15 protein-coding genes are annotated in these 15310 nt (G+C 72.8%); 11 read left to right on the top strand and 4 right to left on the bottom strand.

The features are described from left to right. Positions 1-71 precede the first annotated feature (71 nt). From blsE to LE181_RS03680, 9 genes are all read left to right on the top strand, one after another. Positions 72-1064: a cytosylglucuronate decarboxylase gene (blsE, locus tag LE181_RS03720; protein ID WP_225659498.1), complete on the top strand. Its 993-nt coding sequence runs from the start codon at positions 72-74 to the stop codon at positions 1062-1064. After that, positions 1052-2068 carry a CGA synthase-related protein gene (blsF, locus tag LE181_RS03715; RefSeq protein ID WP_225659496.1) on the top strand — a complete coding sequence of 339 codons (1017 nt, stop codon included), beginning with the start codon at positions 1052-1054 and terminating at the stop codon, positions 2066-2068. Before blsE ends, blsF begins: the two co-directional genes overlap by 13 nt. Before the next feature lie 88 nt (positions 2069-2156). Next, on the top strand, positions 2157-3323 hold the full coding sequence (blsG, locus tag LE181_RS03710) for an arginine 2,3-aminomutase (RefSeq protein ID WP_225659495.1): 1167 nt from the start codon (positions 2157-2159) through the stop codon (positions 3321-3323). Next, complete coding sequence (locus LE181_RS03705; protein WP_225659494.1) at positions 3320-4498, top strand: DegT/DnrJ/EryC1/StrS family aminotransferase; 1179 nt, start codon at positions 3320-3322, stop codon at positions 4496-4498. The genes blsG and LE181_RS03705 overlap by 4 nt, the downstream gene beginning before the upstream one ends. Continuing rightward, positions 4495-5748: an ATP-grasp domain-containing protein gene (locus LE181_RS03700; RefSeq protein WP_225659493.1), complete on the top strand. Its 1254-nt coding sequence runs from the start codon at positions 4495-4497 to the stop codon at positions 5746-5748. The genes LE181_RS03705 and LE181_RS03700 overlap by 4 nt, the downstream gene beginning before the upstream one ends. 57 nt (positions 5749-5805) lie before the next feature. Then, positions 5806-7035: an MFS transporter gene (locus LE181_RS03695; RefSeq protein ID WP_225659492.1), complete on the top strand. Its 1230-nt coding sequence runs from the start codon at positions 5806-5808 to the stop codon at positions 7033-7035. Positions 7036-7198: 163 nt separating this feature from the next. Beyond that, positions 7199-9091 carry a hypothetical protein gene (locus LE181_RS03690; protein WP_225659491.1) on the top strand — a complete coding sequence of 631 codons (1893 nt, stop codon included), beginning with the start codon at positions 7199-7201 and terminating at the stop codon, positions 9089-9091. 44 nt (positions 9092-9135) lie between these two features. After that, complete coding sequence (locus tag LE181_RS03685; RefSeq protein WP_225659490.1) at positions 9136-9753, top strand: class I SAM-dependent methyltransferase; 618 nt, start codon at positions 9136-9138, stop codon at positions 9751-9753. 47 nt (positions 9754-9800) lie between these two features. After that, positions 9801-10298, top strand: coding sequence for a nucleoside 2-deoxyribosyltransferase (locus LE181_RS03680; protein ID WP_225659489.1), 498 nt, complete (start codon positions 9801-9803; stop codon positions 10296-10298). Between the two features lie 92 nt (positions 10299-10390). On the opposite strand, the gene LE181_RS03675 is transcribed toward LE181_RS03680, so the two are convergent. The 4 genes from LE181_RS03675 to LE181_RS03660 all read right to left on the bottom strand — a co-directional run bounded on the left by LE181_RS03675 (position 10391) and on the right by LE181_RS03660 (position 13630). Continuing rightward, positions 10391-11056 (bottom strand): dioxygenase family protein, encoded by a 666-nt coding sequence (locus LE181_RS03675; RefSeq protein ID WP_225659488.1) that lies wholly within the window; start codon positions 11054-11056, stop codon positions 10391-10393. A gap of 73 nt (positions 11057-11129) precedes the next feature. Beyond that, the gene (locus tag LE181_RS03670) at positions 11130-12044 is read right to left on the bottom strand and encodes a helix-turn-helix transcriptional regulator (protein WP_225659486.1); all 915 of its coding nucleotides are present in this window, start codon (positions 12042-12044) and stop codon (positions 11130-11132) included. A gap of 121 nt (positions 12045-12165) precedes the next feature. Then, positions 12166-13137: a PLL family lectin gene (locus LE181_RS03665; RefSeq protein WP_225659483.1), complete on the bottom strand. Its 972-nt coding sequence runs from the start codon at positions 13135-13137 to the stop codon at positions 12166-12168. 139 nt (positions 13138-13276) lie between these two features. Further along, positions 13277-13630, bottom strand: coding sequence for a hypothetical protein (locus LE181_RS03660; protein ID WP_225659633.1), 354 nt, complete (start codon positions 13628-13630; stop codon positions 13277-13279). Positions 13631-13759: 129 nt separating this feature from the next. Between LE181_RS03660 and LE181_RS03655 the strand changes: the two genes are divergently transcribed. Then, complete coding sequence (locus tag LE181_RS03655; RefSeq protein WP_225659481.1) at positions 13760-14746, top strand: alpha/beta hydrolase; 987 nt, start codon at positions 13760-13762, stop codon at positions 14744-14746. A gap of 154 nt (positions 14747-14900) precedes the next feature. Further along, positions 14901-15257, top strand: coding sequence for a DUF6355 family natural product biosynthesis protein (locus LE181_RS03650; protein ID WP_225659480.1), 357 nt, complete (start codon positions 14901-14903; stop codon positions 15255-15257). Positions 15258-15310: the final 53 nt, after the last annotated feature.

The following is a 15310-nucleotide window of genomic DNA, read 5'->3' as shown; positions in this document are numbered from 1 at the left end:
CTCCGTTCTCCCGCCCGTCCCCGGTCGGTCGCCCGTCCCTTGCCGTGAACGACCCGAAAGGCCCCGCCTCGATGCGTGAGCGTCACCGCTACCTCTTCATCAGGATCCTGGAAGCCTGCAACGCCGACTGTTTCATGTGCGAGTTCGCGCTCTCCCGCGACGCCTACCGCTTCTCCGTCGAGGACTTCGACGAGCTGCTGCCCGAGGCCCTGGAGGCCGGGGTGCGGTACGTGCGCTTCACCGGGGGCGAGCCGCTCATGCACCGGGACGTCGTGGAGCTGGTGCGCAGGGGCACGGCGGCGGGCATGCGGATGTCGCTCATCACGAATGGGATGATGCTGCCGAGGATGGCGGAGCGGCTCGCCGCAGCCGGCCTGGCCCAGGTGATCGTCAGCCTGGACGGCGCCTCGGGAGCGACCCACGACGTCTACCGCCGCTCCCCCGGCATGTTCGACAACGGGCTGAGCGGGCTGCGCGCCGCCGCGGCGCTCGGCGTCCTGCCGCGGGTCAACACCGTCGTCGGGCCGCACAACTACACGGAGATGCCACAGCTGCAGAAGGTCCTCACCGAAGCGGGCGTGGTGCAGTGGGAGCTGTCCGCCCTGAAGCTGGACCGCACCATCACCTACCCCGACCCCTCGCATGTGCGGCAGGTGTGCGACCCCCTCTACGACGCCGACCCGGACACCGCGCTGGTGCCCCTGGGCAAACGGTTCTACGGGGACACCCCGGAGGAGCGGGAACGGTACTTCGGCGAGTCCCTGACCCCGCGCGCCTCCCGGCCGCTGTGTCACGTCGTGGACGACGTCATCTACGTCGACGGGCGGTTCGGGCGGATGTACGCCTGCAGCTGCCTGCCGCACCGCGAGGACGGCGACGGCCCGGCAGGCGGTGCCCCGTTGCGGGAGAACGGCGCGGTGGCGCTCGACACGCCCGTCTTCCGGGCGCACGCCGGTTTCTTCCGCGCCCACGGTCCCGAGCTGTGCTCGGGCTGCTCCACGACGGCCGCGGGATACAGCGACGACGTCGCCCGGCTCGGGACGGTGCCGCCGTGGCGGTACTGACCCCCGGCGGCGCGGACGCCCCGCCGCCCTCCGACGGCCGCCCGGGGACCGGGCGCAGCACCCACGGTGCCGGCCGCCGCGCACCGGTGCCGCCGGGATCCGGCCCGGCGCGGCAGCGGGTGCTGCTGGTGTCGCGGGACGACGAGCTGGACTCCCTGCTCGCCCGTCGCCGCGTCGCCGCGCACCTCGGCGGACTGGCCGTCACCACCGAGGCGTCCGCCGGCGGTCCGCCGGACGCGGCCCTGGTCTGCGACGACGAGGCGGCCACCGAACGGCTGCTGGCCCTGGGCGTACCGGTGGTGCACCTCTTCTCCGGCGAACCCTCCGGCGAACGGGGGGCCGGGAGGCCCGGCGCGGTCGGGCGGGCGGTGCGATGGCTGCACCGGCCCGGCTGGCTGCCCGCCCCCGGGCCGCCGGGACCGGGCGTCCGGGCCACCGGGACGCTCGCACCCGTCCGCACGGCCCGGGACCGCGGCCGCGCCGGTGCCCTGCTGCTCCTGTCGCTGTGGGGCGTTCCGGACGGCGAGGCGCGGGCGTTCGCCGACGGGCCGTTGCAGGCGCTGGTCCGGGCGGCGGCGGACCGGGCGGGCCACTGCGACGTGGTGTGCGACACCGGGCTCGCCGCCGTCCGTTCCGCCCTCCGGGGCCTCGGCGCCTCCGGGGAGGTGCGGTCGAGCCGTGCCGCCGACGTGGACGTCGACGCGCTGCACGCCGCCGGCGAGGTCTTCCTGGCCTCCCCGACGCTGGCGGCGGTGGGGCTCGCCCGGGCACGGATCGCCCCCGTCTGTTTCCTGCCGCCCCTGGGCGAGGCACAGAGGGCTCTGGCCGAGCGGGTGCGCCGGGTGGTCTCCGTGCCCGTCGCCGACGGCTCCGGCAGGAGTCCTCTGCCGGAGCCGCCCCGGGCCGACGCGCTGTGGAGCGCGGTGGAGTCCACCGCGGACGACCTGCGTGGTGCCCAGCGCATCGCCCGTAGCGTCCGTCAGCTCTCGCTCGCCCCGCCGTGACCGCGCTGCCCCGAGGACCACCCCGGCGGTGGGCCGAGGGGCCGCCCCGCCTTCGAGTCACCGATCGCCTGTCGACACTGGAGCCGCCATGTCCGGCACACCCGGCGAACACGACGTCACCGCAGACCCCGCCGGCTTCCGGCCCCGCATCCCCCCGGCGGAGTGGGACGACTGGCGCTGGCACATGCGCAAACGCATCAACACCCTCGACAAGGCGCGGCGCTGGATCCGCCTCACCGCCGACGAGGAGAAGGCCATCGCCGGGTCGGCCGGCAAGTACCGCTGGAGCATCACCCCCTACTACGCGTCCCTGATGGACCCCGACGACCCCACGTGCCCGGTCCGGCTGCAGGCCGTGCCCGCGCCGGGCGAGCTCACGGAGTTCCCCGGCTCCGACGTCGACCCCGTCGGGGACATGTACTACCGCAAGACCAACAGGGTGGTGCACAAGTACCCGGACCGGGTGATCATGCTGATCACCGAGGCGTGCCCCGTCTACTGCCGGCACTGCACCCGCAAGTTCCACACCACCGACGTGTCCGGCACCTACTTCCGTGACGACGAGGGCGGGTCGTTCGACGAGGACCTGCGCTACATCGCCGACCACCCGGAGATCCGGGACGTGCTGCTCACCGGCGGCGACCCGCTGTCGTACCAGGACGCCCGGCTGGAGGAGATCGTCTCCGGGCTGCGGGCGATCCCGAGCGTGGAGATCATCCGCATCGGCAGCCGGTTCCCGGTGCTGCTGCCGCAGCGCATCACCGACGGCCTGTGCGCCATGCTCGCGCGCCACCACCCGGTGTGGCTCAACACGCACTTCAACCATCCCAAGGAGATCACCGCGGAGTCCGCCGCCGCCGTGGACCGCCTGCTGCGGCACGGCATCCCGGTGGGCAACCAGACCGTGCTGCTGCGCGGGATCAACGACGACGTCACCACGATGCGCACGCTGATGACGGAGCTGCTGCGCATCCGCGTCCGCCCCTACTACCTCTACCACTGCGACAACGTCACCGGTGTCTCGCACTTCATGACCTCCGTGGAGAAGGGCTGGGAGATCATGGAGGGCCTGCAGGGCCACATCACCGGGTTCGGGGTGCCGCAGTACGTCCTCACCACGATGATCGGCAAGATCCCCGTCGCCCAGCCGTACTTCACCCCCCACCCCGACGGCCTGCTGCTGCGCAACTACCGGGGCCAGGAAATGGTCGTCGACGCCGCCGCGTACCCGATCACGGAGCCTGATGCGCCATGAGTCTCGACAAGCGCCTGGGACAGCGATTCCTGCCCTACGGGGCCAACTACCTCGACTGGTCGGACATGCACGAGCTGCGCGAGGCGATCGAGCACGCCGTGCTCTTCCGCTACCAGACGGAGGGCGAGTCCATCGCCTCCCGGCTGGAGCGCCGGGTCGCCCAACGCCTGGGCGCCCGGCACGTCCTGGCCCTGCACAACTGCACCGAGGCCCTCCGGCTGGCGCTGATCTCCACCAGGCCGCGCACCGGCGACCTCGTCCACATCCCGGCGGTCACCTTCGTCGCGGTGGCGGGGGCGGTCCTCTCCAGCGGCCTGATCCCCGTGCTCGTCGACGTCGACGACTCCCTCTCCCTCGACCCCGCCCTGCTGCCGCCCGGCACCGAGCGGGTGATCGTCGCCCACATGGAGGGAACGGTGGCCCGGCTGCCGGACGGCGTGCCGTACGTCGTCGAGGACTGTGCCCAGGCCCTGGGCGCCCGCTTCCCCGACGGCCGGCACGCCGGGACGGCCGGGTACGCCGGCACGTTCAGCTTCCATCACAACAAGGTCCTCACCTCGGGCGAGGGCGGACTGCTCGTCACCGGCGATCCCGCCGCGTGGGCGACCATGCGCTGCTACCACGACCACGGGTCCGCCCGGGTGCCCGGCTGCTACCCGACGTGGAACGCGGACGCCCACTACGGGGAGAACTTCGTCACCAGCGAGGGCGTGGCGGCCATCCAGTTCCAGCAGTTCCGCCACCTCGACGAGCTGCTCGCCGGCCTGGAGCGGCAGCACGCCATCGCCATGGACAACCTGCCGGACCGCACGGACCTCACGGTCCTGCCGAGGGCCGCGGGGGACGTGAAGATCAGCCTGCGCTTCCGCTGGGAGAGCCGGGAACTGCGCGACGCGGCCGTCGCCGCGCTCACCGCGCGCGGCGTCGCCAACTGGACGCTCGGCAAGTACCTCCTGCCGGAACACCCCGTGATCACCGGCCGGCGCTCCCTCTACGCCGACGGCTTCCCCTGGAGCCTCGCCCCCGGCCGGCCCCTGACGATCAGCCGCGACGGGTTCGCCCGCACCCGGGACCTGCTCGACCGCACCCTGTGCGTGCCCTTGTCCCCGGAGCTCTCCGAACAGGAGCAGATCCTGGCCGTCAAGACCCTGCGCCAGACCCTGGAGGCCGTGTGACCGGGAGCGCCCCCGTCCTGCTGATGGCCGACGACCGGGCCTGCAGCTTCACCCGCTACGCGGCCGGGGCCCTGGCCGGCCGGCTGGTGCTGCTGCGCTTCGCCGAGGTGCGCCGGGACCTGTCGGACGACTACCTGCGCGAAACCGCGCACCTGCCGGCGTTCTGGGTGCGCGAGGGCGTGCCGCTGGAGGAGGAGGCCCGGCGCTACACGGAGTGGGCGGCCGCGCTGCCCGCCCGGCCCGACCGCTTCTGCAACCCCTCCGAGCCCCGGCAGTCCGTCGCCCAGCGGTTCGCGGCGCTGGCCGGGCTGCCGCACCTGACGGAACGACAGGTGACGTGGGTGCGGGACAAGGCCGCCATGAAGGACAAGTTCCGGGAACTGGGGCTGCGCACCGCCCGGTACGCGCGCGTGGCGGACGCGGCCGACGTCGAACGCTTCGCGGCCGTGTGCGGCTGGCCGCTGGTCCTCAAGCCCGTGGACTCCTTCGCCTGTGTGGACACCTTCCGGCTGACCGGACCGGCCTGCCCGGACCGGGTCCTCTCCGGCACGCGGGAGTGGATGGTGGAGGAGTACCTGGGCGGCACCGAGTGGGAGGTGTGCGCGCTCGTCCACGACGGGGAGGTCCTGGACGCCTGGCCCAGCGCCATGCCGTGCCGTCCGCTGGACATCGTCGACGGTGCGATGAACGCCAACATCAGCGTGGCCACCGGTGAGGGCCCGCCCGTGGACCTGCGGGGCGTGCTCCAGCGCATCGCCACCGGCATGGGCCTGGACCACGGCTACGTGCACATGGAGTTCTTCCTGATCGACGGAGAGGTGTTCGCGGGCGAGATCGGGGTGCGGCTGGCGGGCTGCGAGATCACCGCCAACCACGGGCACGCCTACGGCTTCGACGTCTTCGGGGCCACCCTCGACGTCTACCTCGGCCGGCGCCCCCGCCTCCGGTACGGCGAGCGCCGCTGCGCGGGCGACCTGCTGCTCCCGCTGCCCGGCTCGGGCGTCGTCCGCGCCATCACCCCCCGGGAGGAGCTGTTGCGCATCCCCGGGGTCGTCGACGCCGTTCTCAAGGTGGGCGTCGGTGACGCGGTCGCGGCACGCCGCGCCTCGCACAACGCGTCCGGGTACGTCCATGTGACCGGCACGTCGATCGGCGAGGTGGAGCACCGCATGCGCGAGGTCCTCGGCGCCTTCACCATCGATGTGGCGCCCACCGTGCGGCCCCGGGAGGCCGGCGCCGCGCACCCGTAGCCCCGTGCCCGGCCGGACCGCACCGGACCGCACCGCCAGCGAACGGAGACCGAGACAGTGACGAACGGGTTGCCCCGCCGGTTCATCAACCTGCTGACGCGCCATCACGTGGTGGGGGCGGCCTGCTGGAGCGTGGTCTCCCGGCTGCCCGTGTACCTGATGTCGCTGGCCATGGTGCTGGTGGTGCGGGAACAGGGCGGCAGTTACGCACAGGCCGGGCTGGTGGCCGCGCTGTACACGCTGGGCATGGCGGCCGGCAGTCCCCTCGTCGCGCGGTACGTCGACCGCAGGGGCCGGCGGCCGGTGCTCGTCGCCACCGGGCTGGTCTATCCGTCCGCGCTGGGCCTGCTGGTGTGGGTCACCCGGCCGGGCGACTGGGCCCAGCCGGTCGCGGCCGTCGTCGCCGGGGTGGCCCTGCCGCCCGCCAACGCGTGCATGCGGTCGCTGTGGGCGCGGCTGCCGCTCGCCGACGACGAGCGGGAGATCGCCTATTTGTGGGAGGCCCTGCTCACCGAGTTCCTCGTGATCGGTGCGCCGCTGATGCTGGCGGCCCTGATGCTCCCGGGGTCCGCCGGGCTCGCACTGGCGACGGTGGCGACGATCGGCGGCGCCGGAGCGCTGGGGCTCGCCATGACCCGGCTTCCCTCGGAGCCCCGGCAGAAGGGCGCACCGCCGGGCGACGGTCCGCACCACCTGCTGGGCCCGCTCAGGGAACCGGCCATGCTGGCGCTCACGGCGGTGATGGCCGTGTGCGCGGTGCCCATCGGGCTGATGACGCTGGCCATTCCGGCGTTCGTCGACGACCACGGATCGCCGGGCAGCACGGGCGTCGTGTACGCCTGCTGGGGCGTCGGCAGTGCGGTGGGGGCCCTGTGGCTGGGGCGCTCGCAGTCGGAGGTGGCGGTGCACCGGAGGTTTCCGCGGCTGGTGTCGGCCTATGCCGTGGGGACGGCGCTGCCCCTGCTGGCCGTGTCCGAGCTGACGCTGGGGGTGGCCCTGGCCGTGGGCAGCGTGCCCATCGCCCTGGTGTCGGCCAGTGAGATGACCCTGGTCAGCCGGGTCGCCGACAGCCGGTTGCTGACGGAGGCGTTCACCTGGGCCTCCCTGGCGACGGTGGTGGGCGACGCCGTGGGGCAGCAGGCGGGCGGGCTGCTGATGGATCCGGCCGGGCCGCGGGGGGTGTTCGCGGTGGCGGCCGTGGTGGCGGCGGCCGGGGCCGCCCTGGCCTTCGCCTGCCGGGACCTGCTGGGCCGTGGTGCGGTCGTCGCGGCGGAGCAGGCGGCATGAGCGGGCACCGGCCCGCCAGGGCCCCACCGCCCGCCGGCCCGTCCCTCTGCCCTGCCCATTCCTCCTGCCGTCCTCGGTCTTCTCCCTCTCGTCCCTCCCCCTTTCGTGCCGGCCCGCGCCCGGGCCGGCCCCAGGTCAGCGCACGAACACGAGGTGTCTCCCCATGAACCCTGCCGTCAGCTACCAGCGGCACCAGCCGTCGTCCGCCGTACCGGGCCCCGGAGTCTTCCGCCCGGTCGCCCTCGACCGGTTCCCCGACGCCGTCGCGGAATTCCTGGCGGCCCCCGGCCGGACGCCCGTTCCCGTACCCGTCGACGGCCGTGCCGATCTCGTCTCCGGCGTGAGCGCGGCCAACGGCCTCTACGACGGCGTCCACACGCCCGCACCCCTGGACCTGGGGGTCGTGCTCGGGGCCGAGGACCTGCCGCCGGGAGTCGCGGAGCTGGCCGGTCCGTTCGCCCGCCGGTGGGTGGACGAGAAGGAGCTCGACGATGCGGCCGGGTTCCACGACCGGTACCCCGGGACGCTGCTCGTCGTCGGCCGGTACGACCGCCTCAACCTCTCCCCCGTACGGGCGCTGCTGCTGGCCACCTACCGCGGCGCCGGGCACGCGCTGACCCTCCTGAGCGGGCGCGACGGCACCTCGGTGGCCTGGAACGTGGCCAAGCAGTACGCCGTGGCCGGCCGGGACGTGGACGCGCTGGGCCTGTTCACCGACACCGACCGCCCGCCCCACCTGCCCGGCGTGCGGGTCTTCGACGACCGGGACTTCGAACGGACCGACATCCAGGGCGAGATCCTCGGCACCCGCTGGCGCAGGGTGGTCTTCCAGGGCCACGGCAAGGACGACAGCGTCAACCTCGGCGAGTTCACCGTCTGCGGGCTCAACCCCGCCGTCCCCGCCGTCCCGGGCCTCCTCGGTCCCCGCTGCGCGTACGGGCTGCCGTGCTACAAGCCCGAGGACAAACTGGTGCCCCTCCACCGCGTGGAGGCCGTGGAGGTGGTCCTCAGCGCCTGCAACAGCGGCCCGCTCGCCGACCTCGCGCTCTACGACCCCAAGTACCAGCTGCTGCTCAACGCCCTCGACGGCCCCGCCCGCACGGTCGTCTCCGCGGTGTCCGTCCACGATTCCGACCGGCCGGAGAACGTGGCGTGGATGCGCGCCGCCCTCACCGGTGCGGACTCGGTGGACACCCTCAACGCCAGTCTGGCCGGGTCGCACCCCTACCCGGCGTTCATGCGCTTCGGCATGCCGGCCGGCCCGGGGGAGGAAGCGCCTGCCGCGCCCCGGCCTGCCGACCACCGGCCCGACCCGCTGCTGATCACCGTGGGACAGCGGCTCACTGCCCTGCTCGCCTCCGAGCTGCTGCCGCACAACCACGCGCTGCGGCCGCGGCTGACGAAGCTCGCCCGCAAGGTGGACCTCTGGGCAGCCCGGCCCACTCATCTGGCCGACCGGTCGCCCGAGGAGATCCTCGCCTCGCTCACGGCGGACCTGCAGTCCCTCGACCACGCGGTCGCCGAGCAGGTCGCGGAGAACCCCGAGAACGAGATCATGAACTACCCGGCCTACTTCGGTGACCGCAGCTCCCTCGACCCACGGGTGCGCGAGGTGACCTGTCACTGCGGCCGGCCCGCCCAGGAGTTCACGCGGCGCGGCCTGCTCCCGTACGTCCTGGACACCACGTGCGCGGTCTGCATGCGCTGCGGTGACGTCACGTTCCGGGTGCCCGGGGCGCCCGCCCTCCTGGCCTACGCCGAGGACGAGGTGGAGCAGGGCGGCGTGCTGGAGGTGCGCGCCGCGCTCACGGCGTCCCGGCCCGGTCCCGTGCGGCTCGGCCTGTTCGTCCCGACCTACCTGCGCGACGACACCGTGGTCGAGCCGCGCACGGTGAAGGTCCGGGGCACGGCCGACCGGGCCAGGGACGTGACGTTCCGGGTGCGGTTCGCGGCCGGGACCGCACCACAGGCTTACTACTTCACGGTCTTCGCCGTGCAGGACCTCGCCGTCTCCACCGCCCGGCGCCACTTCGGAGTCGTCCCGCGCAGCACGTGAAGACAGCAGCACCGGCACCATCCAACGGAGGAAGGACGGTTGTCATGCGGAACCAGAGCACACCCCCCATCGAGCTCGTCGAGAACGACGGCGAGGTGACCCTGAGCATCGGCGGCGAGCAGGCGATGCAGGCGTGGGAGCGCGACCTCATGTGGGCGAGCGCCGACATGCTGTGCGAGTACGGCCACGACTTCTACGAGGTCGGGCTGGGCCTCGGGCTGTCCGCCCTGCGCATCGCGGGCAACCCCGCCACGCGCAGCCACACGGTGCTGGAGCTCTTCGACGAGGTCGAGGACCTCTTCCGCGCCCGCCACCCGGACCTGCCCGGGACGCTCTCCATCGAGCGCGGCGACTTCTTCCGGCGCGTCTTCGAGCTGCCGTCGGAGAGCATCGACGGCATGTTCTTCGACCCGGCCCTGGACATGGACGTCTGGACGGACAAGGAGCTGTGGGCGAGGACCGTGCCGGAGGTCGTGCGCGTGCTGCGTCCCGGCGGGGTGTTCATCCCGTTCTTCAGCACCAGGCCGGAGCTGCGCTGGCAGTACCTGCCGCACTTCCGCAGCATCCGCGTCGAGCGTCACCCGTACGTCGCGTACGAGACCACGGAGTACACGCACGGCACGAGCGGGGACGCCTACATCCAGTGCTTCCGCAAGGACTGACGGCGTTTCCGCGACGACCTTCGACAAGGACTAGGACTGACTGACCGATGACCACCGAATCGAGTCCGGGCATCCGCTCGGTCTTCCTCGCCGGCCCCTTCCTCCAGCTCCTGGACCCGGCCACCGGGGAGATGCCCGGCGATGCCCGGGCCCCCTTCGACACCCTGATCAAGCACTTCGAGGCGCAGGGGCTCTCCGTCCACAACGCCCACCGCCGGGAGGCGTGGGGGGCGGAGCTGATGCGCCCGGAGGAGTGCACCCGCATCGACCAGGAGGAGATCCGCAAGGCCGACGCGTTCGTCGCCCTGCCGGGCTGTCCGGCCTCCCCCGGCACGCACATCGAAGTGGGCTGGGCCAGTGCGTTCGGCAAACCGATCGTCCTGCTGCTGGAGCGGGACCGGGAGTACACCTTCCTCGTCCAGGGGCTGCACACCGTGGCCACGGTGGAGTACGTCGTCCACACGGACGTCGCCGACGCGCTGCCCGCCGTCGACCGGGCCCTGCGCCGTGCGGTGGCCCGCCACCGGGATGCGGTGCCGCGCTGACCGCTGCCGCCGACCCCGCACGCCGCCGCCCGCCCCGTACGTCCCGGGGCGGGCGGCGGTCGTCCGGCGGGGCGGCACCGGCTCGCGGCCGGCTACGTGCGGCTTCCGCCGATGACGAAGTCGAACGTCGCCTGCAGCGCGGGGCCGGCCTGTCGGACGTTCATCAGCAGCGCCGGGTGGAAGATCGGATCGGTGGTGTTGCGGGGCTCGCCGGGGAAGTAGAGCTGGGTGGTGAGGACGGGGCCGCCGGGCGCCTGGACCTTGACGTGCAGGTGCCGGGTGCGGCCCGGGTAGAGGCCGGGGACGATCGTAGTCAGGGTGAACGCCCCGCGCGCGTCGGTGTACTGGTGTCCTCTCAGCCGGAATCCCCGGTTGTCGTAGGCGCCGGTCGCGTCCGCCTGCCAGAAGTCCAGCAGGGCGCGGGCGACCGGGCGGCAGGTCGGCCCGAAGACGTAGCCGCTGACCGTGAGCCGGGTGCCCCGCGTCCCGGGCTCCAGCAGGGAGGGCCGTTCGGGGGAGTCCGGCTTGAAGTAGGGGCCCTCGATCTGCGGCGGCGTCGGGTCGTCCCCGTCGTCGCAGTACGGCGTCGGGGCGAGGGGCGCGTCCGACGGGCCGTGGTCGCGCGCGAGGGCCACGCCGCTGCCGAGCAGCGCGGGCAGGGGCACGGCGACGAGTGCCGCCTTGAGCAGCGTCTTGCGGCTGAAGGGGTGCCGCCCCGGGGATGCGGGGTCGCCGGTGTGGGTGTGCTCGTCCGCCATGGTCGGCCTCCTGGGGGTGAGTGGCTCGCTGACGAACCTAGGGAGGGCGGCCGGGCGGATCGATGGACTCCGTTCAGTGAACGTGGTGATTCCCGCGGGTCGCGGGTGCATCCGCTGCCCCGGCCGTCGCCGCCGTGCGCCGGAAGGCTCCCGGGCTGACGCCCGTCTCCCGCCGGAAGAAGCGGCAGAAGTACGCGGGGTCCGTGAACCCCACCCGCCGCGCGACCTGGCCCACGCCCAGGCTCGACCCCGCCAGCAGCCGCTTCGCCTCCAGGGTCCGTGCCGCACGCACCAGTTCTCCGGGCGTCCGTCCGGTCGCCTGCTTCACCGCCTCGTTCAGGTAACCGACCGAAACGCCCAGGCGCGCCGCGTAGGCCCCGACGGTCCCCTCGGCACCCGCGGTCTCGGTGAGGAGCAGCCCGAACTCCCGGGAGACCTCCGCGGCCCGGCCCGGGGTCGCGGAGGTCTCCGGCACGGCGGGCAGGCGCAGCGCCCGGACGAGGAGGATGTGCAGGTACGCCTCCAGGACGGAGACGTAGCCGGCGCCCCGGGCGGTGTACTCCTGCTGCATCGACCGGATCAGCGAGCCGATGCCGGCGCGGTCGTCGGCGGGGCCGGAGGGCAGGTGCAGCCAGGAGCGCTCGCCGAGGGCGCGCAGGAGCTGCCGGTCGCCGGGCCGGGCCAGCAGGAAGTCCTCGGTGAACAGCATCAGGACGCCGCTCAGGTCGTTCGTCCGCTCCCAGTAGTGCACCTGGCCGGGCAGCAGGAAGCACAGGTGGGGCGGGCTCAGCGGCCGGCGGACGAGGTCGATGACGTGGGCGCCCGAGCCGCCGGTCACGTAGACGATCTCGTAGAAGGTGTGCCGGTGGGGGTAGCCGGCCCGGGAGTCGGGGCCGAGGGAGTCGAAGGAGCCCATGGCGAACGGCGGCACCTGCGGCAACGGGACCTGCAGCCGGTGCAGGGGGACGGGGTCCGTACGCGTGTCCATGCTCACCCTCCGACCGGCCGTCCGCCGTGCGGGGCCGGCCCGCCGCCCGGCCACTCCGACAGTGCGAAGACCTCCCGGGCCGACGGTCCGTAGGAGGTCTTCGCCTTGACCATGGGGACGTTCAGGGCCTCAGCAGCCCGTCGAACAGCTCCCAGCCCGACCACGGGCCGCCGATGGTCGTCTGCCGGCGATGGTAAGGGTAGCCTCCGCTGTTGACGCCGAAGAGCTCGATGCGGCCGTCGGCGTTGGTCTCCGCGGCGACCTGGCTCAGCCCGCCGTCGAACTGCTCCCACCGCGACCAGGGCCCGCCGATGGCGGTCTGCCAGCGGTGGTAGACGGCGTCGGCGCTGTTCGTGCCGAAGATCTCCAGGCGTCCGTCCGCGTTGCGGGCCGCGGCGATGGACGTCAGCTGGCCGTCGAGCTGCTCCCAGTTGGACCACCGGCCGCCGAGGGCGGTCTGCCACTTGTGGAAGACCGCCCCGGCGCCGTTGACGCCGAAGAGCTCGATGCGGCCGTCGGCGTTGGTCTCCGCGGCGACCTGGGTCAGGCCGCCCTCGATCTGTTCCCAGCCCGACCACGGGCCGCCGATGGCCGTCTGCCAGCGGTGGAAGATGTTCCCGACGCTGTTGGTGCCGAAGAGTTCGAGCCGTCCGTCCGCGTTGCGGGCCACGGCGACGGACGTCAGCAGCCCGTCGAGCTGCTCCCAGTTGGACCACGGGGTGCTGGAATCGGGGGTCTGCCAGCGGTGGTAGATGTTCCCGGCGCCGTTCACGCCGAAGAGCTCCACACGGCCGTCGGCGTTCGTCTCGGCGGCCACGGCGCGCAGCGCACCGTCGAACTGCGCCCAGGGAGACCACGTGCCGCCCGCACGGGTCTGGTAGCGGTGGAAGACGCCGTCACCGCTGTTGGTGCCGAAGAGCTCCAGGCGCCCGTCCGCGTTGCGGGCCGCGGCGATGGAGGAACCGAAGACGGTGATGCCCACCCGGTTCGCGGCGGTCGCGGGCGCCGGGGTGGTGCCCAGCAGCATCGCGGCCGAGGCCGACGCCACGAGGGCGCTGACCAGTCGGCCGGTGCGTCTGTGTCTCTTTCTCATCGAATGCCCTTTCCTGGTCGGGAAACGGAACCCATGCCGATGGGAAACGCTGGGCACGCTACAGCCCCCGTGGCGCACCGCACAGCGCGCCGATGCGCCCTCCGGGGGCGCTTTCCGGCCGACCGCGGACGGCGGCGCATCACATGGCGGCCCAGGGGACCCGGCAGACGTGGGGCGTGCCGTCGGGCGGACACAGTTGCCCGATCACTGTCTCGCGCAGTGCCTGCCACAGCGGCGGGGAGCAGGTCAGGCCGATGCGGAGCTCCACCGGTCGCCGTCCCGCCGGCTCCTCCCCCGGGTGCTCGTACGACCACTGCTCCGCCAGGTCCTCGTACAGGTCCTCCACCCGCGCGTCCGGCTCCGGGAACCCGTTCTCCTCCCACCGCACCACACGGACACCGTGCGAGGCCGCCGCGGACCGCACGATGCCTCCGACCCACTCCAGTCCGGCCTCGTCCGCGTAGAGCCCGAAGACCAACTCCCCGCTGCTCACACCGTCTCTCCCCCTTCGCATCATGACTTCCATGATGCCGCGCCCGGCGTCAGGTCATCGTTTTTTCATCGGCCGTGGCTACTGTCGCGCCCGGGTCCACGTCATCACAACCGTTTCGTCCAGGAGGACATGGTGAGCGAGCACCGCCCCACCCGTAGAGGCGTCTTGAAGGCCGTCGGCGGAATCTCCGCGGCGATGGCGCTCGGCGGCGGGAGCGTCGTCGCCGCGGCATCGGCGGCCAGTGCGGCCGGCGACGGCTTCGGGCTGCGCATCGTGGACCGCAACGAGAACGACCCCCGCATGTGGTACTACCGGTTCGCGACGGACGCGATCGGCTGGAACCCCGGCGTCAACGTCCTGCTTCCCGACGACTACCACACCAGCGGGCGCACCTACCCCGTCCTCTATCTGTTCCACGGCGGCGCCGAGGACTTCATCGACTTCGACCGCAAGGGCATCCGCGCCTGGACCGCCGGCAAGCCGATCATCGTCGTGATGCCCGACGGCGGACGCGCGGGCTGGTACTCCAACCCGGTCAGCTCCCGCACCGGCCCCCGGAACTGGGAGACCTTCCACATCGCCCAGCTGCTCCCCTGGATCGAGGCGAACTTCCGGACGTTCGCCGAATACGACGGCCGTGCGGTCTCGGGGTTCTCGATGGGCGGCTTCGGCGCACTGAAGTACGCCGCCAAGTACTACGGCCACTTCGCCTCGGTGAGCGCCCACTCCGGCCCGGCCAGCCTGCGCCGCGACTCGGGCCTGGTCGTGCACTGGGCCAACCTCTCCTCCGCGGCCGCGGACCTGGGCGGCGGTACGGTCTACGGCGCGCCGCTGTGGGACCAGGCCAGGGTCAGCGCCGACAACCCGGTCGAGCGCATCGAGAGCTACCGGAACAAGCGGGTCTTCCTCGTGGCCGGAACCAGTCCCGACCCGGTCAACTGGTTCGACAGGGCCAACGAGACCCAGGTGCTGGCCGGCCAGCGGGAGTTCCGCGGCCTCCTCGGCAACGCCGGCATTCCGCACGAGTGGCACGAGGAGCCCGGCGGCCACTTCGTCCGCGACTACATGTTCACGCGCGATCTCGACGGCATCATCGACCGCCTCCGCAAGGCGTAGCGCGGTAATACTTTTCTCCCTCTTCGACCACCTTCGAAGCGTCTGGCCGCGATGCGCGCATACGGGCCAGTCTGAACGTCGAAGGCGCCAAGGGACCAAGGGAACCAAGGAACCAAGGCGCCGACCGCCTCCATCGGTCGAGAGGAAGAGACGCATGAAGGCTCACGGTTCATCACGCGCGAGGTCCGCCCGCCGCGGCCCCCGGCTCGGCCTGGCCGCGTTCGCGCTGGCCGGTGCGCTGGCCTGTTCGGTGGCCGCGCCGGCGAGCGCGGCCCCCGACAGGATCAACGCCTGCGGCTGGAACAAGGGCAGCGGCGGCGAACGCGCCTTTTACGAGCACTGCGCCACCAACACCAACGTCTGGATCCAGGTCAAGCGGTGGCCACGCGGCGACTACCACCGCTGCGTCGGCCCGGGCCGCACCAACCTGGACTTCGACGCGACGGGAGCCTGGTACGACAGCAACTACCGCGGCGGGCTCTGCTCCCACCCGGGTGACACCGGTCCCTGAGCCCCCGGGGTCCGTAGATCAGCTGCTCATACATCCGTCCCGGTGCCGCAGTG

The sequence above is a fragment of the Streptomyces sichuanensis genome, from assembly GCF_020328095.1.
GTDB classification, from domain to species: domain Bacteria; phylum Actinomycetota; class Actinomycetes; order Streptomycetales; family Streptomycetaceae; genus Streptomyces; species Streptomyces cinnamoneus.
This window is presented reverse-complemented; position numbering and strand designations above follow the sequence as displayed.

What these genes read in the sequence shown, in the direction of transcription:
- blsE (WP_225659498.1), top strand. Translation starts at nt 72, where the DNA reads ATGCGTGAGCGTCACCGCTACCTCTTCATCAGGATCCTGGAAGCCTGC.
- blsG (WP_225659495.1), top strand. Translation starts at nt 2,157, where the DNA reads ATGTCCGGCACACCCGGCGAACACGACGTCACCGCAGACCCCGCCGGC.
- LE181_RS03705 (WP_225659494.1), top strand. Translation starts at nt 3,320, where the DNA reads ATGAGTCTCGACAAGCGCCTGGGACAGCGATTCCTGCCCTACGGGGCC.
- LE181_RS03690 (WP_225659491.1), top strand. Translation starts at nt 7,199, where the DNA reads ATGAACCCTGCCGTCAGCTACCAGCGGCACCAGCCGTCGTCCGCCGTA.
- LE181_RS03685 (WP_225659490.1), top strand. Translation starts at nt 9,136, where the DNA reads ATGCGGAACCAGAGCACACCCCCCATCGAGCTCGTCGAGAACGACGGC.
- LE181_RS03680 (WP_225659489.1), top strand. Translation starts at nt 9,801, where the DNA reads ATGACCACCGAATCGAGTCCGGGCATCCGCTCGGTCTTCCTCGCCGGC.
- LE181_RS03675 (WP_225659488.1), bottom strand. Translation starts at nt 11,056, where the DNA reads ATGGCGGACGAGCACACCCACACCGGCGACCCCGCATCCCCGGGGCGG.
- LE181_RS03670 (WP_225659486.1), bottom strand. Translation starts at nt 12,044, where the DNA reads ATGGACACGCGTACGGACCCCGTCCCCCTGCACCGGCTGCAGGTCCCG.
- LE181_RS03665 (WP_225659483.1), bottom strand. Translation starts at nt 13,137, where the DNA reads ATGAGAAAGAGACACAGACGCACCGGCCGACTGGTCAGCGCCCTCGTG.
- LE181_RS03655 (WP_225659481.1), top strand. Translation starts at nt 13,760, where the DNA reads ATGGTGAGCGAGCACCGCCCCACCCGTAGAGGCGTCTTGAAGGCCGTC.
- LE181_RS03650 (WP_225659480.1), top strand. Translation starts at nt 14,901, where the DNA reads ATGAAGGCTCACGGTTCATCACGCGCGAGGTCCGCCCGCCGCGGCCCC.